At 50.5% G+C, this 21,872-nt stretch carries 18 protein-coding genes; all 18 read left to right on the plus strand.

The window, feature by feature from the left end:
- Positions 1 to 3: 3 nt before the first annotated feature.
- The 18 genes from mnmG to HUU10_06915 all read left to right on the plus strand — a co-directional run bounded on the left by mnmG (position 4) and on the right by HUU10_06915 (position 21,868).
- Entirely contained in the window at positions 4 to 1,881 is a 1,878-nt protein-coding gene (gene mnmG, locus HUU10_06830) for a tRNA uridine-5-carboxymethylaminomethyl(34) synthesis enzyme MnmG (protein ID NUQ81310.1), read from the plus strand.
- A complete protein-coding gene (rsmG, locus tag HUU10_06835; GenBank protein ID NUQ81311.1) occupies positions 1,882 to 2,586 on the plus strand; it encodes a 16S rRNA (guanine(527)-N(7))-methyltransferase RsmG in 705 nt (234 codons plus the stop codon).
- On the plus strand, positions 2,559 to 3,476 hold the full coding sequence (locus HUU10_06840; protein NUQ81312.1) for an N-acetylmuramic acid 6-phosphate etherase: 918 nt from the start codon (positions 2,559 to 2,561) through the stop codon (positions 3,474 to 3,476). Before rsmG ends, HUU10_06840 begins: the two co-directional genes overlap by 28 nt.
- Entirely contained in the window at positions 3,473 to 6,748 is a 3,276-nt protein-coding gene (mfd, locus tag HUU10_06845; GenBank protein ID NUQ81313.1) for a transcription-repair coupling factor, read from the plus strand. The genes HUU10_06840 and mfd overlap by 4 nt, the downstream gene beginning before the upstream one ends.
- 264 nt (positions 6,749 to 7,012) lie before the next feature.
- A complete protein-coding gene (gene mraZ / locus HUU10_06850) occupies positions 7,013 to 7,471 on the plus strand; it encodes a division/cell wall cluster transcriptional repressor MraZ (GenBank protein NUQ81314.1) in 459 nt (152 codons plus the stop codon).
- Complete coding sequence (gene rsmH / locus HUU10_06855) at positions 7,471 to 8,394, plus strand: 16S rRNA (cytosine(1402)-N(4))-methyltransferase RsmH (GenBank protein ID NUQ81315.1); 924 nt, start codon at positions 7,471 to 7,473, stop codon at positions 8,392 to 8,394. The genes mraZ and rsmH overlap by 1 nt, the downstream gene beginning before the upstream one ends.
- 16 nt (positions 8,395 to 8,410) lie before the next feature.
- Positions 8,411 to 8,740, plus strand: a complete 330-nt coding sequence (locus HUU10_06860; GenBank protein ID NUQ81316.1) for a cell division protein FtsL — start codon at positions 8,411 to 8,413, stop codon at positions 8,738 to 8,740.
- Complete coding sequence (locus tag HUU10_06865; protein ID NUQ81317.1) at positions 8,737 to 10,824, plus strand: PASTA domain-containing protein; 2,088 nt, start codon at positions 8,737 to 8,739, stop codon at positions 10,822 to 10,824. The genes HUU10_06860 and HUU10_06865 overlap by 4 nt, the downstream gene beginning before the upstream one ends.
- Positions 10,821 to 12,284: a UDP-N-acetylmuramoyl-L-alanyl-D-glutamate--2,6-diaminopimelate ligase gene (locus HUU10_06870; GenBank protein NUQ81318.1), complete on the plus strand. Its 1,464-nt coding sequence runs from the start codon at positions 10,821 to 10,823 to the stop codon at positions 12,282 to 12,284. The genes HUU10_06865 and HUU10_06870 overlap by 4 nt, the downstream gene beginning before the upstream one ends.
- The gene (locus tag HUU10_06875) at positions 12,277 to 13,698 is read left to right on the plus strand and encodes a UDP-N-acetylmuramoyl-tripeptide--D-alanyl-D-alanine ligase (GenBank protein ID NUQ81319.1); all 1,422 of its coding nucleotides are present in this window, start codon (positions 12,277 to 12,279) and stop codon (positions 13,696 to 13,698) included. The genes HUU10_06870 and HUU10_06875 overlap by 8 nt, the downstream gene beginning before the upstream one ends.
- Entirely contained in the window at positions 13,698 to 14,807 is a 1,110-nt protein-coding gene (locus tag HUU10_06880) for a phospho-N-acetylmuramoyl-pentapeptide-transferase (protein NUQ81320.1), read from the plus strand. Before HUU10_06875 ends, HUU10_06880 begins: the two co-directional genes overlap by 1 nt.
- Before the next feature lie 2 nt (positions 14,808 to 14,809).
- A complete protein-coding gene (gene murD / locus HUU10_06885) occupies positions 14,810 to 16,171 on the plus strand; it encodes a UDP-N-acetylmuramoyl-L-alanine--D-glutamate ligase (GenBank protein NUQ81321.1) in 1,362 nt (453 codons plus the stop codon).
- Positions 16,168 to 17,289, plus strand: coding sequence for a putative lipid II flippase FtsW (gene ftsW / locus HUU10_06890; GenBank protein ID NUQ81322.1), 1,122 nt, complete (start codon positions 16,168 to 16,170; stop codon positions 17,287 to 17,289). The genes murD and ftsW overlap by 4 nt, the downstream gene beginning before the upstream one ends.
- The gene (gene murG, locus HUU10_06895; GenBank protein NUQ81323.1) at positions 17,286 to 18,383 is read left to right on the plus strand and encodes an undecaprenyldiphospho-muramoylpentapeptide beta-N-acetylglucosaminyltransferase; all 1,098 of its coding nucleotides are present in this window, start codon (positions 17,286 to 17,288) and stop codon (positions 18,381 to 18,383) included. Before ftsW ends, murG begins: the two co-directional genes overlap by 4 nt.
- Complete coding sequence (locus HUU10_06900; protein NUQ81324.1) at positions 18,383 to 18,853, plus strand: hypothetical protein; 471 nt, start codon at positions 18,383 to 18,385, stop codon at positions 18,851 to 18,853. Before murG ends, HUU10_06900 begins: the two co-directional genes overlap by 1 nt.
- Positions 18,853 to 20,235 (plus strand): UDP-N-acetylmuramate--L-alanine ligase, encoded by a 1,383-nt coding sequence (locus HUU10_06905; GenBank protein ID NUQ81325.1) that lies wholly within the window; start codon positions 18,853 to 18,855, stop codon positions 20,233 to 20,235. The genes HUU10_06900 and HUU10_06905 overlap by 1 nt, the downstream gene beginning before the upstream one ends.
- Complete coding sequence (gene murB / locus HUU10_06910; GenBank protein ID NUQ81326.1) at positions 20,235 to 21,131, plus strand: UDP-N-acetylmuramate dehydrogenase; 897 nt, start codon at positions 20,235 to 20,237, stop codon at positions 21,129 to 21,131. Before HUU10_06905 ends, murB begins: the two co-directional genes overlap by 1 nt.
- Positions 21,128 to 21,868 carry an FtsQ-type POTRA domain-containing protein gene (locus HUU10_06915; protein ID NUQ81327.1) on the plus strand — a complete coding sequence of 247 codons (741 nt, stop codon included), beginning with the start codon at positions 21,128 to 21,130 and terminating at the stop codon, positions 21,866 to 21,868. The genes murB and HUU10_06915 overlap by 4 nt, the downstream gene beginning before the upstream one ends.
- The last annotated feature ends 4 nt before the right edge of the window (positions 21,869 to 21,872 follow it).

Below are 21,872 nucleotides of genomic sequence, written 5' to 3' on the forward strand. Positions count from 1 at the left end.
AGGGTGTTTGTAGTAGACGAAACTTACGATGTCATTGTAGTTGGCGGAGGCCATGCCGGTTGTGAGGCAGCCTGGGCTTCAGCCAGAATGGGTTTGAACACCCTGATGGTAACCATGAATCTGAATACCATTGCTCAGATGTCCTGCAATCCGGCCATCGGAGGAACCGCCAAGGGTCATCTCGTCAGAGAAATCGATGCCCTGGGTGGTGTGATGGGCCGGGTCATTGATCAGACAGGAATTCAGTTCAGAATGCTGAACCGCAGCAAAGGACCAGCGGTCTGGTCTCCGCGAGCCCAGGCAGATCGGACGGCCTACGCAATCACCATGAGAAAACTACTCGAAACGCTCCCCAGCCTTTCGTTCAGGCAGGATTCGGTTCATGATCTGATCATTGAGGACCGGCGGGTTACCGGTATCAGAACCACACTTGGAGTGACAATCCGAGCCCGGGCGGTTGTGCTGACGACGGGTACTTTCATGAACGGATTGATGCATATCGGATTAAAAAACCTGCACGGAGGCAGGAGTGGGGAAGCTTCGAGTACCGGCATTACCGAGACTTTGGTGAATCATGGATTTGTCTTTGGCCGTCTGAAAACAGGCACTCCTCCCCGGATTGACAGCCGGTCAGTGGACTACAGCAAAGTCGAAGCTCAGCCCGGGGACACACCGCCCTCTCCCTTTTCATTCTATTCGTCGGGTATCACGCAGCCGCAAATCGACATGTACATGACGCGTACCACCGAGGAAACCCATTCCGTTTTAAAAACCGGCTTTGATGAAAGTCCCATGTTTACCGGACGGATTCAGGGAATCGGTCCGCGTTACTGTCCGTCGATTGAGGACAAGATCAATCGGTTTGCCGACAAAGAATCACATCAGTTGTTTCTGGAGCCGGAAGGAATCGGCACCAACGAAATGTATATCAATGGTTTCTCGACCTCCTTACCCGAACCGGTACAGTACCAGGCACTGCGCACCATTCCGGGTCTTGAGAAAGTGAAAATGATCAGACCGGGTTATGCCATCGAGTATGATTATTTTCCGCCGTATCAGATTCGGGTCAGCACCGAAACAAAAACCATCAGGGGGCTTTTCTTCGCCGGTCAGATTAATGGTACCAGCGGATACGAAGAGGCTGCCGCCCAGGGACTCGTGGCCGGAATCAACGCGGGTCTTTATTGCAGGAACGCAGACCCCTTCGTTCTGAAACGAAGTGAAGCCTACATGGGAGTGCTCATGGATGATCTGGTCAGCAAGGGGACCGACGAACCTTACCGGATGTTTACCAGCCGGGCCGAACACCGCATTGCTCTTCGTCAGGACAATGCAGATCGCCGGCTGATGGAAATGGGATATCAGCTTGGACTGGTGGATGAGTGGAAGTACAAAAGAATGGTCTCCAAACGGACCTTCATTCAGGAACTATTTCAGCTTTCACAACGGATTGCCGTCACACCGGCACAGGTTAACACGTATCTGGAGCGGTGCGGATCCACTCCGATTGAACAAAAAGTGAAACTTTCCGACTTATTAAAGCGTCCGGAAGTCGATTTGGCGGAAATATCCTCTCAAGTTCAAGAAATACAAGTACTTATGACGAATTTCGACCATTCGGAAAGCTATTTGCCGGATGCTGAAATTGAGATAAAATACGAGGGCTATCTGAAGCGGGAATTGGAGCAGATTGAAAAGGTTCATCAGATGGATGGCTATCCCATTCCCGATAAAATGAACTATGATTCCATCAAATCTCTGTCTACGGAAGGTCGCGAAAAACTGAAACGCATGAAACCAGAAACCATTGGTCAGGCCAGCCGGATACCGGGAGTGACCGCCTCTGATGTAAGTGTGTTGCTGATTTATCTGAGGCATTAAATGGTTCCACGTGAAACGTTTTTACAATGGGCTGAATCAGAACGAAAGTGGCTGGAACTCTTTGCTGACCGTAACCAGCTGTCCTTGACAGTTGAACAAGTGGATCAACTTCTTCGCTATGGCGCCGGACTCAGAGAAATCAATCAGATTCATAATCTGGTCTCGCGGAAGGACGAAGAGGGAATCATCAGGCGCCATATCGCTCACGCTCTTACCATCCTGTATTATTGTACCATACCCGATGATGGTTCCCTGGCTGACTGGGGGAGCGGGGGAGGGATTCCCGGTATCCCCCTTTCCATTTGCCTGCCCCGACAATCGGTTGCACTGATCGACAGTATTCAGAAGAAATCAGATGCACAGCAGGAGATGATTCAGTACCTGGGGTTAACCAATTGCAAAGCAATCCGTGGCCGGATTGAAGAGCTAGGAAGTCATTACCCAGCCAAGGTGGTGGTGGCCAGGGCTGTTGCAGATCTGACCGACTTATTTAAGTGGGGCAAGACGTGGATGGCCACCCAGACCCAACAGTTTATTCTGCTGAAGGGAACGACCTTCACCGAAGAGTTGAAACAATTACCCATGGCATCGAAGCAATTGATTGAGGATATCCGACTTCATTCCATTGATCTGTTCGGACATGAAGAAATCGGAGAGAACAAACTCGTGGCTGAAATATGGATAAAAAAACACAAGATCAACTGATCCTCCAACTGGGTCGGCTGGCAACCGAAACCACGTCTGAAGAGTGGCCAGACTGGTGTCTGGAATCCAATGAATCCATCCTTCAGTATCAGCTTGCAGACTACCATCGGATGGTGACGAGTCTCGAACCAGTCATTCCTTTACTATCCAGACTGATTGATCGGGCCGTTTCCATACTGGGAAACGGAGGGTCAGTAATTTATGCAGGAGCCGGTACATCGGGAAGATTGGGTGTACTGGATTCGTCTGAATGTCCACCTACATTCGGGGTTCCGCCGACAATGGTCAGAGGAGTCATCGCCGGAGGAGACCGTGCACTAAGATCATCGGTCGAAGGAGCGGAGGATAATCGGGAACAGGCCCGGGTTGATTATCAATCATCCTCGATCAGACCAGAGGACCTGGTAATCGGAATAACCGCTTCCAGCAGAACACCGTGGGTACTTGAGTTCCTCATGGCCCATAAGGAAGTGGGCGGGATGACCGGACTTCTTGTATGCAATACAACAGAATTAAGCGCCTACAGCTATGTGGATCATCTGTTGCCTCTTCAGGCAGGAAATGAGATGATAACGGGCTCTACCCGTCTGAAATCAGGCACGCTGACTAAAATGGTGCTGAATCTCTTTTCTTCCATCACTTTTATCCGCCTGGGAAAAACCTACAAAAACAGAATGGTTGATCTGGTAGCAGTGAATGAAAAGCTGAAAGCACGGGCAGTAAAGACCATGATGGAACTGACCGCTTTGCCAGCAGACGAATGCAGAACCTACCTGGAACGATCAGATTTCCAACTCAAAACAGCGTTGGTTTGCCACCAGAGAAAGGTAATTCCGACTGTCGCCAGAGAGCTGATCGAAAAGGACCCTCTCGTTTTATACCATTCATGAATCCGCTTCTATCCGATGTTTCACGTGAAACGATAAAGGCCATTGGTCCTGCAGTTGGGAATCAGGAAATCGGATTACCCGAATCGTCTGCAGCAGCCTTTTACCTTCATCATCTGTATCTATCCGGAGAGGGAAGGCTTCTGGTTGTTGTTCCATCCGACAATCAGATACAGGCTTTCCGGGATGATTTGGAGAGCATCGATGCCAATCTGGTTGTGTTTCATTACGAAGAATTCAATTGGGAACGCGTCTATTCTGAAGAAAATGAGATACGCTTACTGAGTGAGCGGGTTGAAACCCTGCGTTTATTACAGGAAACCAAACGGGCGATTATCTTTCTTTCTGCCCGTTCCCTGGTGCAGAAGGTCCCCCCACCAAAAGACTTTTTTACCAAACAGATCCAAATAAAGGCAGGAATGGTTCATTCATGGGAGCCGTTTCTGCAGAAACTGGAGGGTCTTTCGTATCAACGGGAAACCATCGTAACCAGACCGGGAGACTATGCGGTAAGGGGCGGGTTGGTGGATGTGTTCAGTTTTGGTCAGGAAGCACCGGTCCGTATTGACTTCTTCGGGGATGTGGTGGAGTCCATCCGCTTGTTCGATCCCAGGACACAATTAAGTCTGCAGCCCGTATCCACCACCACCATCTATCCGGGATACAGCCAGTCAAGAGGATTGAAAAGTCAGGTGTGTTTGTTTGATTACCTCCAATCGGATGATCGGATTGCCTTTGTAAATGAAACCGATTGCCGGTCTTTGGTGGGAGAGGTAAAAAAGAGCGGAGGGATCGATGCCACGGGAACACCAGTCCAGGTGTCCTCCTGGGAGGAACTCGCTTCCTATTTTGATTTCTTTCCTGTTTTCCGGTTTCGCTGGCCGGTTGAACACCCCTCTGTGAAGGTACAATCGAGCCTTTCGGTTGGAGAAAAAACGTTCCAGGCCAGGGTGGCGGAATATGTACAAAGCGGATACCGGGTGCTGGTTTCTTATGATTTGCCCTCACAGGAAGAACGGATAAGGACGCTGCTGGCCGGACTTGGTCTGGAACAACGCGTAACGCTCGTTAAGCCTTCCTTTCATGAGGGCTTTGAACTGCCCGACAGTAAACTGTTGTTGCTGGCCGAACATCAGGTGTTCGACCGGTACCGGCGACCTTCAGCCCGTCATCAGATCAGAATCAGAAATGAGTTTAAAATTCAGAATCTCTCAGAGATAAGACGGGGAGATTTTGTGGTCCATGAGGACCATGGGATTGGAAAATTCATTGGCCTGACGAAGATCCGTATCGGTGACCGGGAGAATGAGGTGATCCGTATCGAGTTTCAGAACAGGGATGTGCTGTTTCTGAATGTGAAAATGGTCGATAAAATCGCCCGGTACCGGTCAAGAGAAGCCGGGATCACCGAGCTGAATAAGCTGGGGGCTCCGGAATGGGAGCGAAAACGCCAGCAAACCAGAAACAAAATCAAAGAATATGCCCGCGAACTGATCGGGTTGTATGCCAAACGGAAGCAAAGCAAAGGGTACTCGTTTGGTCCCCGAACGGCCTGGTCCGCTGAATTGGAAGCGTCTTTTATGTATGAAGACACTCCCGATCAGGAAAAGGCATGGAAGGAAGTGGCCGCCGACATGGAGAACGAAAGTCCAATGGACAGGCTGATATGCGGGGATGTGGGTTTCGGAAAAACAGAAATCGCAGTACGTGCAGCCTTTAAAGCCGTACAGGATACCAAACAGGTGGCTGTGCTCGTTCCAACCACCATTCTGGCCGAACAACATGTTCAGACCTTCAGGAAACGCATGAGTGCCTTTCCGGTCCGGGTGGATGTAATGTCCAGGTTCAGAACATCACGGGAACTGAAGGAAATTAAAGAGCAACTGGCAGCAGGAAAAATAGATATCATCATCGGGACGACCAGCCTGCTTGGAAGCGAAGTGGCCTTCAAGGACCTGGGGCTGCTGATTATCGATGAAGAGCATCGGTTCGGGGTCAAGGAAAAGGAACGGATTAAAAGTCTCAAAACGAACGTCGATATACTATCTCTCAGTGCGACACCCATTCCCCGGACCATGCAGCTGAGCATGATGGGGGCCCGGGATCTTTCCCTGATTGCAACTCCACCAGTGAACAGAAGACCGATCAGGGTATCGGTTGAACCGTTTGCCGAGGATAAAATCAAAACCATCGTTCTGCAGGAACTGAACCGAGGCGGGCAGGTCTTCTTCATTCACAACCGGGTGAAAAGCATTTATGCCATGGCAAACTTTTTAAAACGGCTGCTTCCACGCATCCGGATTCAGGTGGCCCATGGAAAAATGACCGGCCGGGAGCTGGAAGACATCATGCATGCTTTTGTGAGCAGGGAAATCGACGTCCTTCTTTCCACCAATATTGTAGAAAGCGGAGTGGATATCCCCAACGCCAACACCATCATCATAAATCGTGCTGACCGGTTTGGCCTGGCTGAGCTGTATCAGTTGAAAGGTCGGGTGGGTCGTTCCACCACGCAGGGATACTGTTATCTGTTGATTCCACCTATGACTTTACTCAAAAAGGACTCCATTCGCCGGTTACTGACCATCGAGGAGTTTTCTGATCTTGGGAGCGGGTTCAATGTGGCGATGAGAGACCTGGATCTGCGCGGCAGCGGAAACATACTTGGAATGGAACAATCGGGATTTACTGAGACCATGGGATTAGAACTGTATCACCAGTTGCTGGAAGATGCAGTTGAAGAATTAAAAGATGAGGAATTTTCCGATTTGTTTGCCCGTCAACCCAAGCGATTGATTGTCAGAGAAGTGGTGGTTGAGTCATGGGTATCTGGTCAGCTCCCTGAAACCTATATTGACGAGCCAGCCCTTCGGTTTGATGTTTACAAGCGGCTTTCCCGTTCAACCCAACCAGAACAGATTTCAGAACTTGAAGCAGAAATGAATGACCGGTTTGGCCAGCCTCCCATTGAGGCAAAAGTATTGGTATGGGAAACCCGGATCCGGTTGGCAGGACAGAAAATCGGAGCTGTTAAAATCGCTCTTCAGCATGATCAGATGCAGCTTCAGTTCCCGCCTGCCGACCATCGGTTTTTCAAAAACGGATACTTTGAACAACTACTGAATAAATTAACAGTTGTAACCTACCCACATACCTTCACCGATCAGAAGGGAATACTCACGCTTGGAATCAGAGTACCCGAATGGAAGGGCCTTGCCCCCGAAAAGTGGTTCGGCAAGGCTTATGACCTCCTGAGCGGCCTTCAGGTGGTCTAACTCCCGCGAGAATTGATTTGAATACAATGGCAAAAAACAGTCATAAGTATATATTATTAAATAACTTATGAATCATTTTGGCTTGCTGAGAATTTAACAGATTATCAGTCCCCTCCCGGTACCCCACATTTAATCTACTCTGATCACGTCACTTTTTAGTCAGTGAGAGCGTTTGGAAAAGCGCCCGGCCCCTCCATCCGATTTGTATTGACTTTACTATTGAAAAGTGGGATTTTAGCGCTTAGTGGGTCAAAGTGGCGAAAAATGTCAAATTCTGTGAAACAATATGGGTTCATGGGGGAATACCACTATTCCCTCGACAGCAAGGGCCGGGTAAGTCTGCCGCAACGATTGCGGAAGAATTTACCGGGTGATACTGTCTTTGTGATCACCCGCGGATTTGATCAATGTTTGCTGCTGTATCCCCATTCCACCTGGCAGGACATTTCTGAAAAGCTTTCCCAATTCAGTTACATCGCATCCCCCGACAACCGGGCCTTTATCAGGATCTTTCTTTCCTGGGCCAATGAATTGGAACTGGATAGTCAGTACCGGTTGAACATTCCTCAACGACACCTTGACTTCGCCCACATTACCACTGAGTCGGTTATCCTTGGATTGATGGACAAGATCGAACTCTGGAATCCGGACCGCTATCAGGAATACCTGTCAAAGACCGGTGCTGATTACGAGACCATCGCCGGGAAAATCATGGGACTCTGATGGAGTACCATGAGCCGGTATTGTTACAACCGGCCATCGGACTTCTGGTTACCAATCCGGACGGAGTCTATGTGGATGGCACGCTCGGTGGCGGAGGCCACAGTTTTCACCTTTTACAGTCGGCCGGACCTGAGTGTCGCTGCATTGGGTTTGATGTGGATCCTGTCGCCATTGCCTTTGCTTCAGCTCGGTTGAAAACGTTCGGAAGCAGGTTTACGGCCATTCAATCAAATACGGCCCTGATGGAAGAGGGTTTGTACCGGCTGGGCATCAGAAAGGTGGATGGTATTCTTCTGGACCTTGGCGTTTCCTCTCGTCAATTGGATGACGAATCCAAGGGATTCACTTTCAGAAAAGATACCAGATTGGATTTAAGACTGGATCCTTCTTTACCGGAAACGGCAGAAAGCTGGATCAACACCCGGTCTTTTGAAGAAATAGACCGGGTATTACGCGAGAATGGAGAAGAGCCATATTCGCGCAAAGTGGCATCGGCCATTATTAAGGCCCGGGAAAAAGGTCCGGTTCTTTCTACCGGGGCCCTGACCGACATTATTGATACAGTCATCTTTCCGGATAAGCGGAAGAAAACCTATGCAAGGGTTTTTCAGGCGATCCGGATGGAGATTAACAAGGAAATGGACCGCTTAAAAGAGATGCTGCAGGCAGGCACCGGACTGCTGAAGCCGGGCGGGAGACTGGTGGTGATCAGTTACCACTCTCTTGAGGACCGGATGGTTAAAACATGGTTCAGGGACCGTGAAAATCCATGTACCTGTCCACCCGGATTACCGGTTTGTATCTGTGGTAAAAAACCAGAACTGAAGGTGTTGACCCGTAAAGCGGTGATGCCTGATGATGAAGAATTGAAAACCAATCCAAGATCGAGAAGTGCCCGGTTAAGGGCTGCAGAAAAATGTTAGCGGGTATCGGACGCTGGTGAAAACAGTCATTGCAAAAGTCGAGAAAGCCCATCCAATGATGGTGGTCGGACTGGTTGGGGTGGTCACCCTGATCCTGGTGATTTACATCAGCAATATCCTGTCGGTGAGAAGTTTGCTGGACCGGAATACACAGCTGACCGATAGTCTGGCCATCCAGAAAATCCGCACAGATCATTTACTGACTGAAACCAATCTGCTTGAATCGGTGGAGCGGATACAGGCCATGGCGCAAAAGGAATTCCGGATGGCGACTCCGGCCAGACCGCCGATGATCATACAGGTTCCGGCTGAAGAGATTAATCTGCTGCGGGGTGATCAGAAATGATACCTGTTCAGGGCCTGAACCGATTCTTTTTCATCAGCATGGGGCTGATGATCCTCTTTGTCATTCTGGTCATCCGATTGTTCTGGGTGCAAGTCATTGAAGGAACCCGTTACCGCGAAATCGGGCAGAAGCAATACCAGGAACGGTTTGTCGTAAAGGCCAACCGCGGTGTGATCTACGATCGGTCCGGTGTTCCTCTGGTTACCAATCAGATTCAGTATAGTTTCGGGGTTGATCCATACATGACCAGTCCGGAAGAGGCACCCCTGATTGCACGCCGGTTCAGCAAGGTCTTCGGAAAATCCTACAGTGGGTATCTGGCGAAGATCAGACAGAAAACAAATTTTGTGTGGCTGGAACGGGGAGTGTCACCCGATCAGCGTGACCGGTTGGCGTTACAGAATTTCAATTCAGTGGTTGAGGTAAAGGAACCCACCAGACTCTACCGTTACAATGAGCGCGCCGGTCAGTTACTTGGATTTACCAACATTGACAACAAGGGAATCAGCGGGTTGGAATTGTTTCATGATTCGCACATCCGGGGACGGGATGGTTTTGTGGTGATGCAGCGTGACGGAAGGGGGCGCCGGGTGCCATCGCCTGATTATGCCCGGCAGGATCCGGTCAATGGGAAATCGGTGGAATTGACTGTAGATGTAGTCACGCAAAGTATTGTGGATGAAGAACTTATACAGGGTGTAAAATCGGCCGGAGGAACTGGTGGAGTGGCCATTTTTATGGTTCCGCAAACCGGAGAAATCGTGGCGATGTCACACTATCCGCCCATCAATCCGAACCGGCCAGAGAAAATTGATATGAAAGATGCCCGTCTGAGGGCAGTTACCGATGTTTTTGAGCCAGGTTCAACCTTTAAGGTGGTAACAGCCGCAGCTGCGTATGAATATGGAATCAGACGAAGCTCTGATTGGCTGAATGCAGAGAACGGAACGTGGTTGTACAAAGGAGAGAAAGTCATTGACCATGAACGACTTGGACGCATCACCTTCAAGGAGGCGATCATCCATTCAAGCAATGTGGGAATGGCAAAAACAGGGTTGATGCTCGGAGAAGAACGATTCTATAAAATAGCCCGGAATTTCGGTTTCGGAATGGAAACAGGAATCGATCTTCCCGGAGAGATTGCCGGAACATTGAAGCAGCCCCTTGAATGGTCGGGGATCTCACTTCCCTGGATGTCCTTTGGTTATGAAGTCCTGGTAACGCCGGTCCAGATGCTGAACGCCTATGCCGCCGTGGCCAACCGAGGAAGACTGATGCGGCCATTCGTGGTCCGGAAAATCACAGGTCCTGATGGAACCGTGGTGCTGGAAAACCGACCCTCGGCCATCAGGCAGGTCATCTCGGCCTCCACTGTCGATACACTCGTTCCAGCCCTGAGTGCAGTGGTTTCAGAAGGAACCGCAAAGCTGGCCGATATAAAGCCGCTATCAATTGCAGGAAAAACAGGAACCGCCAAGAAAGTGTCTTCCACCGGACAGTATGAAAAATCCTACATGGCTTCATTCGTCGGGTTTTTCCCGGCCGAGCGTCCCATTCTGGCAGGAATCGTCATTCTGGATTCCCCATCAAAGGGATATTACGGAGGTGCGGTCAGTGCTCCCATTTTCGGGCGGATTGCACAAAGGATCATCGGATCGAGCAAGTGGCTGGATCAGACACCGGTTCTTCTGGCTGCCGGAGCCGATACCCTGAAGGGGAGACGGCTGGTGCCGGATGTGAAATATAAAAGCGTGAGTTCGGCCCAGGTATTGCTTGCCGATCAGGGATGGGATGTAGAACTGATTGGAAATGGAAAATGGATCATTGGGCAAACACCGGCGGCCGACAGTCTGGTGGATGAGGATGAAACCTTATACCTGAAAACCGGAACGGCCGAATCGCGTTCTCTACCCGCCGTCGCAGGCATTCCGCTCAGAGAAGCGGTGGGAAAATTGCAAACCCATGGATATAACGTACGGGTGGCCGGGTCGGGAGCGGTTCAGCGGGCCACACCAGCGAAATCGGATCGGAAAATGGTTACGCTGACCGGGAAATCGGCTCCCTCTCCAGGAGGTGCACAATGAAAATGCTGCACGACTTACTATCCGATCTGGCGTTGACAGACCGGGACCGGGTTCCGGATGTGGAAGTGACCGGAATAGAGATTGATTCCAGACGGGTACGAACGGGAACCATTTTTATTGCCAGACCCGGGCAGAAGGGTAATGGTGCCGATTTTGCCCTGGATGCCATTAAAAAAGGGGCTGTTCTGATCATCAGTGAAACCAGCTGTCCCGATCAGGAACTGGTCTCAAAATGGATCACGGTTCCCAATGCCGCCATTACTTTTGCCGACTGTTCCCGTTGGTTTCACGGATATGCTGACCGCGAATTGCAGCTGATCGGAATCACCGGAACCAACGGAAAAACCACCACGTCCTTTCTGGTTCGTCACATCATTGAGGAAAGCGGCATTTTCTGTTCTGTACTGGGAACGACCGGAGCGTATTGGCTGGACAAGTACGAAAACTTAAGTCACACCACGCCGGAAGCCCCGGTTCTTCAGACCTATTTCAGAAAATTTTCTGATGATGGCTGTTCCATGGTAAGCATGGAAGTGTCGAGCCATTCTCTGAGCCTTGAGCGGGTACATGGTCTGCAGTTTAAAGTGGCTGCCTTTACCAACCTTACCCATGATCACCTTGATTTCCACAAGACCATGGATGCGTACGCACTGGCAAAGGCGAGGTTATTCAGAATGGTGGCTCCGGATGGTCTGGCGGTTCTGAATGCAGATGATCCGTATTCAGAGAAAATGATTCATTTGCTGAAAATTCCGGTACTTACTTATGGCATCACCGGCGGAGCGGATCTGAAGGGTCGCATTAAATCGGCTTCCATCACCGGTCAGGTACTGACTGTGACTTACAGGGGAATTCCTTATCAGCTTCAGTTTCCGTTGCCCGGGCGTTTCAATGCCTATAATGCGCTGGCGGCCATTGGTTGTGCCATCGGTGCAGGCATCCCGGTTGAAGAGGCAATTGGCTATCTGGAAACCGCAAAACCGGTTCCGGGGCGGTTCGAATTGGTTACGGTTCCCGGAAAGCAGGTGACCGGCGTGGTCGATTACAGTCACACGCCCGACTCACTGGAGAAAATTTTGCAGGCGATCCGGGATATCCGCACCCCCGATCAGACGGTTATTACCGTTGTGGGTTGCGGCGGGGACCGGGACAAGACCAAAAGACCCGTGATGGCTGAAGTCGCCTGCCGGTTATCTGATCAGGTGCTGATCACCAGCGACAATCCCCGGACGGAGGATCCGGAAAGCATCATTCATGACATGGTAAATGGGCTGCGTGCCAGCAATTTCAGAACGGTAACCGACCGGAGACAGGCCATCAAAACCGCCATCGGTCTTGCCAAACCCGGATCTATCATATTGGTTGCTGGTAAAGGACATGAAACCTATCAGGAAATCAACGGTGTCCGCCACCCGTTTGATGACCGGCTGGTGTTCAGAGAGGAACTTGAATATGCCTGAAGGCCGGCTGCTGAAAATAGACGACTTCCACCGGACCGGGGGTGAATGGAAAAACCAATTCCGCCCGCAGACACTGACCACTTCAGTCATTGATAGCCGTGAAGTGGTCCCAGGATCGGTATTCTTTGCATTCCGGGGTGAAAAAACCGATGGCCACCAGTTTATTCCAAAGGCCATTGAGTCGGGTGCAGCCATTGTGGTTTACAGTGACCCGGCATCGGACCGGCAATTCTTAGGATCTGATTGTTTGGGAATCCGGACCGATCAGGTTCTGAACTATTTACAGGATCTGGCTGCCAGAGTGGTCAGAAGAAGCAAGATACCGGTGATCGCCATTACCGGTAGCAATGGAAAGACAACGACCAAGGATCTGGTTTCAGCCGTTCTTTCCTCAAAGTTCAAGGTTCATCGCAATTATAAAAACCTGAATAATCATCTGGGTGTTCCGCTGACCATTCTGGGCCTGAATGCAGAACATGAAATTCTGGTTCTTGAGATGGGAATGAATCATGCCGGAGAAATTGCCCGTTTGTGCGAGATTGCAGATCCCACACATGGATTAATTACCAATATCGGCACGGCCCACATCGAGAATCTGGGCACCCAGGAAGGAATTGCCCGGGCCAAAGGCGAGCTGTTCGTTCATCTGACCAACCGGAAGGGATTTGCCTTCATCAATGCAGATGACCCCTTTCTTCTGAAACTGATGGCTGGCCGGACGGCGCAATCGCTGTTTTTTGGCATTAACAACAAGGAAGCCTCGGTGAGAGCCCGCGATCTGGTTCTGACCCCGGAGAATACGTGGTCATTCAGCTGGGTTGATCAGAAATCCAGAAAATCCGGGCAGGTTAACCTGCAAATTCCCGGAAGACACATGGTTATGAATGCACTGGCTGCTGTGGCTGTGGGGATCAAATTCGGAATCAGGCCCGAGGACATTTCCTCCTCTCTGAATGGGGCTGCTGCGCAGGATAAACGGATGCAACTGGTCCGGGTTGGTGACCGGCAATTGCTGATAGACTGTTACAATGCCAATCCGGATTCCATGAAGGCCGGATTGCAATCCTTTCAGGAATTGATGGCACCGGGTCGGAAAATCGTGGTTCTTGGCGACATGTATGAACTGGGCCATTTGTCTGATCATCTGCATGATGAAGTCGGCAGCTTTTTAAAGACACTTGCGTTCGATGGTGTCATTACCGTCGGGAAGCAATCGGCACGAATCGGTGCCATGCTGAAAAAATACCCCGCCAGTCTGGGCGTTCATCACTTTGAAACCCGTGAACAGGTCATGGGTTGGCTTGAGTCGACCCTGAAACCGGGTGATGCTGTCTATCTGAAAGCATCTCGGGGAATGAAATTAGAACAAATCAGTGACTTTTTAATCGAAACCTATACCGCAGGAGCCAATTAATGCTGTACTGGCTGGCAAGCTGGATCAACGATGTGTATTCCCCTCCCGGATTTGATGTATTCCGGTTTATCACATTCCGGGCCGGACTGGCTGCGCTGACCGCACTGGTGATCGGATTGTGGCTGGGACCCAAATTCATTGCATTGCTCAGAAAAATGCAGATTGGGGAAGAGATCACCAGAGACGGACCGCAAAGCCATTTCTCTAAGGCTGGAACACCAACCATGGGCGGTCTGATCGTTCTTTCCTCGATTCTGGCGGGTACCATTCTCTGGTCCGATCTGACCAACCTGTATGTCTGGCTGATCATACTTGCGATTGTCTGGATGGGAGTGGTTGGATTCATTGATGATTACATGAAATGCATCCTGAAATATCCGAAAGGATTGATTGCCCGCTATAAAATCATGGGACAAACCGGATTGGGGCTGGTCATCGGATTGATTCTGTACTTTGATCCGGTGTTTTCGCAAAGTCTGACTCTGACGACGATTCCATTTTTCAAGGATGCCACGCTCGATTACGGTTGGTTGTACATTCCGGTGGTGATTTTCATTATAACGGCGGTATCGAATGCGGTGAATCTGACTGACGGGTTGGATGGACTGGCAATTGGAGTGACAGCCATCGTCATGGTACCGTTGGCACTGATGGCCTATTTCTCTGGAAACGTAAAATTTGCCGATTATCTCGACATCATTTATCTGCCCGGATCTGGTGAACTCACCATTGTCTCTGTGGCCATTATTGGTGCTTCGCTGGCCTTTTTATGGTATAACTCGAATCCGGCACAGGTCTTTATGGGAGACACCGGAAGCCTTGCGCTGGGCGGCGCGATCGGAGTTCTTGCCATTCTGATCAAAAAGGAATTGTTCCTTCCGTTGCTGGCGGGTGTGTTTTTTATGGAAACGGTGTCGGTGATTATTCAGCGGGTGTATTTTAAATATACAAAGCGAAAATATGGTGAAGGCCGGCGTGTCTTCCGGATGGCACCCATCCACCATCACTTTGAACTGCTCGGGTGGCCCGAAACCAAAATTGTGACCCGATTCTGGATTATAGCCATTTTATTGGCCCTATTAACTCTTTCGCTGTTAAAGTTGCGGTAAGCATGACAACCTTTAAACCCTTGCAAAACAAGAAAATCACGGTGATTGGTGCAGCAAGAAGTGGTCTTGGTGCAGCCTTATTTCTGAAGACGAAGGGAAACCAGGTCTTTGTTTCTGATTTCGGAAAACCCTCTGACCTCGATGAAGCACGATCCATTCTGGAGGCCAACGGAATCGGATTGGAAACAGGCGGTCACTCTGAACGTGTGTATCAGGCTGATTGTCTGGTAATATCGCCTGGTGTAAAAAGCAACGCACCGGTGGTTCACGAGGCCCTTAACCGACACATTCCGGTCATCAGTGAAATCGAAGCCGGTTATCAATTTTTCCCCCATCCCATTATTGCCATCACCGGCACCAATGGGAAGACAACAACCACAGCCCTGACAGGCCACTTGCTAACTGTTGCCGGTCACCGTCCCCTGGTGGCCGGCAACATTGGAATTGCCTTCACGTCCACGTGGGAACAATGGGAATCCGTAAAAAAAGGGGTGATTGAAGTCTCCAGCTTCCAGCTTGATCACATCGCTGATTTTTCTCCGGCCACATCCATGATTCTGAACATCACGCCCGATCATGCAGACCGGTATCAGACCTTTAATCATTATGCCCGTTCCAAATTCAGAATCACAGAAAATCAGGGGCCCGGTCAATTGTTCATCTACAATGCCGACAACGATGTGATTGCCCCCTATCTGAATGAAGTGCAGGCACAAAAATGGCCCTTTTCTGTAAAGAAACCCCTTCACTTCGGCTGCTGGCTTGAAGGAAACCGCATCATGATGCAGACCAATGGGAAAGCCATTGATCTGATCGGAACCCAGGAATTGCTTATTCCCGGAATTCACAATGTGGCCAATGCAATGGCTGCCTCCCTGGCGGCGGCCAGAGAAGGCGTTTCTCCCGGGGTGATTGCAGAAGGACTGAGAACCTTTAAGGGTGTTCATCACCGGATCGAGTTTATCAGAACCTGGAACGGATTGTCCTTTTACAATGATTCAAAAGCCACCAATACCGATTCGGTGAAAGTTGCACTCGAGAGCTTTCCCGGAAACATCATCCTCCTTGCCGGGGGCCAGGATCCGGGGAATGATTACAATGACCTGCTTCCGCTGGTAAAAGAACGGGTGAAGACGATTATTGCCATCGGTGAGTCCGCAGAAAAGGTGACGCGGTCCTTTACAGGAACAGTTCCGGTTATTCAGGGCGGAATGGATCTGGAAAGATCCCTGAACGAAGCAGTCAGGGTGTCAAAACCCGGTGATGTGGTGCTGTTGAGTCCGGCCTGCAAAAGTTTCGATATGTTTAAAAATTATGAGCACCGGGGTGACGTGTTCCGTCAACTGGTACTGGATCTGAAATGAATCAGGCAGCCGTAACCCCACAACGGGCCGATATGGTCCTTTTCCTCATCGTCGTGGCCTTACTGGGGTTTGGCACGCTGGCCGTGTATTCGGCTTCCTCCTCCATGGCCTTTGTCCAGGCCGATTCGACCGAGTACTATCTGTTTCGTCACCTGATGAAGGTGGTTGCGGGAATTGCGCTGATCTTCTTTCTGAGCAAGATCGATTATCACATCATTCTTCAATACTCCAAACCGCTGATCCTGACGGCCGTGATCATTCTGCTGATTACGCTGATTGCGGGAGGAGAAAAGAAAGGGGCCACCCGTTGGCTCGAGCTGGGTCCGATCAGTTTTCAGCCATCTGAACTGGCCAAGTGGGCGCTGATCCTTCACCTGGCCACGCTGCTTCCCAGAAAAGCCGAGGTGATAAACGATTTTGGAAAGGGAATTCTTCCCATTCTCACCTGGGCTGGTCCGCTGATTCTGCTCATAGCCATTCAACCGAATTTTTCGACGGCAATGGTTCTGGTAATGATAACCGTGTCGATGATGATTCTGGCCAATCTGAAAATAAAATATCTGCTCACGCTGGCAGCGGTGGTAATTCCGGCCGGAATTCTCTACGTCATTATGTCCCCCTACCGGTTAAACCGGATCCAAATGTTTTTGAGCGGACATGAGGATTCGAACTATCAATTGGCCCAGGCCCTGATTGCGTTGGGGAATGGCGGATTGTTCGGGGTGGGAATCGGTGAATCGAAGCAACGCGATTTCTTCCTTCCGGAACCGTTTAACGATTTCATTCTGCCCATCATTGGAGAAGAATACGGATTTATCGGTGTGATTGTGTTGTTGGCGGCGTTCTGGTATCTGCTGGTCAGGGGAATCAGAATCACCAAACGGGCGCCGGATCCACAGGGTTTTTATCTGGCAGCCGGGATTGTGATCACCATTACACTGTATGCCATTATCAACACCGGGGTAACCTGTGGCTTGTTTCCAACAACCGGACTTCCCATGCCATTTATCAGTTATGGGGGAACCAGTATCCTGTTCAGCTGTGCTGCCGTTGGAATCCTGTTAAATATTTCGAAGCAGGCCGTTACTGAAAAACCACCCGAGGAGGATGACGAATGAAAATCCTCATGTCGGGCGGCGGAACCGGCGGACACGTTTTTCCGGGGATCGCCATCGCAGAAGCCATCAGGCAGATAATGCCGGAAAGTGAGATCGTGTTTGCAGGTACCAGCCGGGGACCTGAATCGACGGTGGTTCCCAAGTATGGCTTTGAGTTCAGAACCATCCGGATATCGGGATTCAACCGAAGCAACTGGAAAAAGAACCTGACCTTTCCGATCGAATTAATGAAAGGCCTCCTGGATAGCTGGCGGATTCTGCGTGCCGAAAAACCCGATGCGGTGGTGGCAACGGGTGGCTATGTCTGCGGACCGGTGACCTGGCTGGCTCAAAGGATGGGAATACCCACCTTTGTCCAGGAACAGAACGCCTATGCTGGCTTTACCTCCCGTTTATTGGGCAGGGGTGCAACAAGAACCTTTATTACCTATGATATCAGCCGCAGACAATTTCCCTCGGCCATTCAGGATAGAATCCGTTGTTACGGGAATCCGGTACGTCAGTCCTTTCCAAAGGTCGGTAAACCGGAAGCAGCCCGATCCTTTGGTCTGTCGGGAAAGAAGAGGGTGATTTTAGTAATCGGCGGATCTCTGGGCGCAAAAAGCATCAATCTGGCGGTTCAATCCTGTTATCAGTATTGGTTATCGGAAGGTTGGGAACTGATCTGGCAAACCGGAAAATCGGGGGTGGATCTGCCCGAACTTTCCATCGATTCCATGGGGTCGGTCTGGCGTCAGCCGTTTATTGACCGGATGGGTGAAGCGTATCAGGCAGCAGACCTGGTGATTTCAAGAGCCGGGGCGACTTCTCTTGCAGAGATTACTGTTTTCGGAAAGCCGTCGGTTCTGGTTCCGTACCCCTGGGCTGCGGACGATCATCAGACTGCCAATGCCAAAGTGCTGGAAGCAGCAGGAGCAGCGGTGCTCATCCCGGATCAGCGGGCAGACAGTGACCTGCGGGATACGGTGATCCGACTTATCAGCCAGAAGGGTCAGCTTGAGAAAATGAGTGCGGCCTCCCTGAAAGCAGGTCAGCCAGATGCAGCCAAACAGATTGCACAGGAAATTATCACAGTGTTAAACCGGGAAACCTGATGGAAACGAAACGAACCTATAAACGCCGGCTGGATAGCCTTTACCACTACCTGGCCATGTATGTGACCGGTCTGTTGGTCTATATTCTTTTTAAAGGCCGGATCGAGGAAGGCTCCTTCACCTTTTTGCTTTCCGACCCGATTCTGATCCTGTTTACCGGTATTCTGCTTTTTGTCATGCTTTATCTGATCTGGTCGGTGATTGAATCGAAGGAAATTGTTCTGTCCGATCAGTCCTTTATTTACCGGACCCGGTTCAGAGAAGTCATCTATCCGGTTACCGACATTCTTTGGATGAAAGCCGGATTTGAAAAGGGACAAGATCATGAAACCAGGGGTGGAATTATCCGGATGAAGGTAAGAAGCCGCAGGTCCCCGCTGGTAATCAGACCACGTAATTATGAACGGTCGGAAGATCTTAGGAAGGATCTGGCCGAATTGAGGAAAAAAGTAAAGGCAATTACTGTATGATGGGTTCGAGACGTCCGCTTTTCGGACAGTTCCGGCGTTTGCATTTTATCGGCATTGGCGGAATCGGGATGAGCGGAATTGCTGAAATTCTGCTGAATAAGGGATTTCAGGTGACCGGCAGTGACCTGAGTTCTTCAGGCATTACCGATAATCTGGCCTCTTTGGGTGCCACTATTTTTAACGGGCATAAGGCTTCCCACGTTCATGGAGCCGATGCGGTGGTTTATACCTCGGCCTTGCAGCCTGACAATCCGGAACTGGTGGAAGCTCAGCGTCTGAAAATTCCGGTCATCCGCCGGGCAGAAATGCTGGCTGAACTGATGCGGATGAAATCGGGTATCGGCATCGCCGGTACTCACGGAAAAACCACCACCACCAGTATGGTTGGCATGGTTCTTACCGAAGGACAACTGGATCCGACCGTGATTGTGGGCGGAGTGGTCAACAATTTCAATTCGAATGCAAAGGTGGGTCAGGGTGACTTTATTGTTGTGGAAGCCGATGAGTTTGATCGCAGTTTTCTAAAACTGACGGCCACCATCGCCGTTATCACCAACATTGAAGAAGAGCATCTTGATATCTATACCACCGGTCTGGCCGAAATTCAGGATGCCTTTGTTCAGTTTGCCAATACTGTTCCGTTTTACGGACTGGTGGTCTGTTGCCTGGATGAACCCCATGTCCAATCGATTCTGCCGCGGATCAGCCGCCGGGTACTCACTTATGGATTCTCGAATCAGGCCGACCTGAGAGCCTTTGATGTGGAAGTGGACGGAGCAACTACCACTTTCCGGGTGGAATACCGGAAAAAGGAACTCGGGTCTATCAAACTTCAATTACCCGGCATGCACAATGTGAAAAACGCGCTTGCGGCCATCGGGGTCGGATTGGAACTGGAAGTGCCGTTTCCGTCCATCGCTGCCGGTCTGGAAAAACTCGGTGGAATCGGCCGGCGGTTTCAGATCAGATATGATAAGGATTTCATGGTGGTTGATGACTATGCCCACCATCCGAGCGAAGTGGCCGCGACCCTCCGTGCAGCCAAATCGGGATGGAAAAACCGGCGGATTGTATCGGTGTTTCAACCCCACCTTTACTCGCGCACCCGCGATTTTCACGAAGAATTCGGGCGGGTGTTCCTCGAGTCTGATGTGGTGCTGGTAACCGATGTGTATGGTTCCAGAGAAACTCCGATTGAAGGGGTGACAGCTGCCCTTGTGGTCGATTCTGCCTCAATGTTCGGACACCGGCAGATCAGACACGTGCCAAAAGCAGACCTGATCAGCACGGTACAGAGTGTTTGTGAACCGGGAGATGTGCTCATTTTCATGGGCGCCGGTGACATTTCGAAATTATGTGCCAACTGGGTGGCAGGACTGTAATGTACCATCTCGACGAACTCGCCAAAGCATTTCAGGGAGAAATCAGGCTAAGCGAACCGCTGGCTCATTACTCCAGCCTGAAACTGGGCGGGCCAGCCGATGTTTTTCTGCTGCCAAAATCCAGGAACGATGTGGTCGAGGCAGTCCGGTGGATCAATAAATACCGGTACCAGCATTACATTCTTGGGTATGGCACCAACGTACTTATCAGTGATTCCGGATTTCGTGGCGTGGTTGTCCGGATTGCCGACCAGCTGACCGACATCCGGTTTGAAGGGAAGGAGGTCTATGCCGAAGCCGGTGCCAGCTTGCCGTTACTGGTTCTTGAAACGCTGAAACAGGGTCTTGCGGGACTGGAATCGCTTGGGGGCGTTCCGGGAACAGTCGGTGGGGCCCTGCTGATGAATGCAGGTGCGTACGGTTCCGAAATATTTGATGTGGTAAAAACCGTTGATGTTGTCCGGGGTACCCGGCTGATGACACTGAAGCGTGAAGAGGTCCGGTTTGAATACCGAAAAACCAACCTGGATCATGATTTCATTCTGGGAACCCTGCTGGTATTGAAGCAGGGAGACCGGGAAGCTCTGATGGAGCGCCGGAAGGAATTGCTGAAAAAACGTCGGGACACTCAGCCCCTGGAGTTACCGAATGCGGGATCCATTTTTAAAAATCCTCCTGGTCAGTATGCCGGCCAGCTGATCGAAAGCTGCGGACTGAAAGGGTACCGGATAGGCGGGGTTTCTGTATCGGAAAAACACGCCAATTTTCTGGTAAATGACCAGAGCGGGACGGCGGAGGATCTGATCCGCCTGATAGAATATGTTACCAGGATTGTCTATGAAAAACATGGCATCCGGTTAGAAATGGAAGTAAAAAAGATTGGATTTGATCAGTGAGCAAACCCATTAAAAAGCGGTTGATTCTGCTGGGTGGTGTATTGGCCGCTGGTCTGCTGCTGTTAATGGTGGCCTGGTTCTGGAAGAACCGGCTCCCGCTCACCGATTTTGTCGTGGAGGGGAATCAGGAAGTTTCCACCAGGCAAATTATTGAACAGACCGGTTTAAAAAAGGGTGTCAGGCTGTCGTCGGTGAATCTGTTGGCTGTTCAGACCCGGTTAAAGCGGCTTCCCTGGGTCGAATCGGCAACTGCTGTGGTCGAATTCCCAACAGCAGTTCGGATCACCATTACCGAGCGCACGCCGGTTGCACGGGTCTTTGGTGCCTGGGAAGGTTATATCGACCGGTATGGTCATGGCATGCCTCTGTCTGCAACACGGGTTTTCGACCTTCCCCTGCTGGGAGAAATCAGAAAATCGGACTTTGATGGCAAGTATGGAAAAACACTGAATGCCGATATACGGATTCTGGCAAAAACGCTGGACAGAAGCAGACGTCAGTTACCGGCACTGTATCATGAACTATCCGATTTCAGGCTGACGGGAACACATGGAACGCTGGTGCTCTATACCACTCATGCACAGGTGCCGGTATACGTGGTGACCAAAAACCTGGGTGATCAGCTGGTTTCGCTGAGGGCCTTCTGGAAACAGGTGGTATCGGTAACGGGTCCGGATGCGTTTCAGTACATCGATTTACGGAATCACGGGGTTATTACAACTAAGGAACGGGGCTAAGGAT

The organism is Bacteroidota bacterium, from assembly GCA_013360915.1.
Classification (GTDB): domain Bacteria; phylum Bacteroidota; class JABWAT01; order JABWAT01; family JABWAT01; genus JABWAT01.

Bases quoted from the DNA above. Each gene is read 5' to 3' on its own strand.
- rsmH (NUQ81315.1), top strand. From the start codon at position 7,471: ATGGAGTACCATGAGCCGGTATTGTTACAACCGGCCATCGGACTTCTG.
- murG (NUQ81323.1), top strand. From the start codon at position 17,286: ATGAAAATCCTCATGTCGGGCGGCGGAACCGGCGGACACGTTTTTCCG.
- HUU10_06905 (NUQ81325.1), top strand. From the start codon at position 18,853: ATGGGTTCGAGACGTCCGCTTTTCGGACAGTTCCGGCGTTTGCATTTT.
- HUU10_06870 (NUQ81318.1), top strand. From the start codon at position 10,821: ATGAAAATGCTGCACGACTTACTATCCGATCTGGCGTTGACAGACCGG.
- rsmG (NUQ81311.1), top strand. From the start codon at position 1,882: ATGGTTCCACGTGAAACGTTTTTACAATGGGCTGAATCAGAACGAAAG.
- HUU10_06880 (NUQ81320.1), top strand. From the start codon at position 13,698: ATGCTGTACTGGCTGGCAAGCTGGATCAACGATGTGTATTCCCCTCCC.
- mraZ (NUQ81314.1), top strand. From the start codon at position 7,013: ATGTCAAATTCTGTGAAACAATATGGGTTCATGGGGGAATACCACTAT.
- ftsW (NUQ81322.1), top strand. From the start codon at position 16,168: ATGAATCAGGCAGCCGTAACCCCACAACGGGCCGATATGGTCCTTTTC.
- murD (NUQ81321.1), top strand. From the start codon at position 14,810: ATGACAACCTTTAAACCCTTGCAAAACAAGAAAATCACGGTGATTGGT.
- mfd (NUQ81313.1), top strand. From the start codon at position 3,473: ATGAATCCGCTTCTATCCGATGTTTCACGTGAAACGATAAAGGCCATT.
- HUU10_06875 (NUQ81319.1), top strand. From the start codon at position 12,277: ATGCCTGAAGGCCGGCTGCTGAAAATAGACGACTTCCACCGGACCGGG.
- HUU10_06840 (NUQ81312.1), top strand. From the start codon at position 2,559: ATGGATAAAAAAACACAAGATCAACTGATCCTCCAACTGGGTCGGCTG.
- murB (NUQ81326.1), top strand. From the start codon at position 20,235: ATGTACCATCTCGACGAACTCGCCAAAGCATTTCAGGGAGAAATCAGG.
- HUU10_06900 (NUQ81324.1), top strand. From the start codon at position 18,383: ATGGAAACGAAACGAACCTATAAACGCCGGCTGGATAGCCTTTACCAC.
- HUU10_06865 (NUQ81317.1), top strand. From the start codon at position 8,737: ATGATACCTGTTCAGGGCCTGAACCGATTCTTTTTCATCAGCATGGGG.